The sequence below is a fragment of the Pseudoalteromonas sp. S3178 genome, assembly GCF_005886985.1.
Classification (GTDB): domain Bacteria; phylum Pseudomonadota; class Gammaproteobacteria; order Enterobacterales; family Alteromonadaceae; genus Pseudoalteromonas; species Pseudoalteromonas carrageenovora.
In genome coordinates this window covers 1-317 of the sequence record NZ_PNCW01000444.1, presented here as the reverse complement: position 1 = coordinate 317, position 317 = coordinate 1, and the positions used below count along the sequence as shown (strand labels likewise).

Here is a 317-nt window from a genome sequence, read left to right as displayed (position 1 = left end):
AGACGCCGTGCTTGATACCGGCGCTCCAACCAACTACATCAATTCACACTTGGCCAATAAACTGGCATTAACGCTGGGTGAAGAAGACATCAGCCGAGGGTTAAACGACCAAGCGACTAAAAAGGTGGCCATAGAATCACTGCGCTTTAGCTTGGGAGGCAAGGAAATCATCAATACCGAAAGTCACTTATCGGATATGCCAGTGTTTGAGGTGCTTGGATATAAAGATGAGCCGTTTATCCTGCTGGGTTTAAGTAATTTCAACGACGATAAGCTAATTATCGATTACGCTGAGAACAAAATTTACTTTTGATCCC

The 317-nt window shown here is 44.2% G+C and carries 1 protein-coding gene; it reads left to right on the top strand.

Annotated elements, in window-relative coordinates; translation table 11 throughout:
- A partial coding sequence (locus CWC11_RS21685; protein ID WP_249330803.1) for a pepsin/retropepsin-like aspartic protease family protein occupies nt 1–313 on the top strand: 313 nt, incomplete at its 5' end.
- Nucleotides 314–317: the final 4 nt, after the last annotated feature.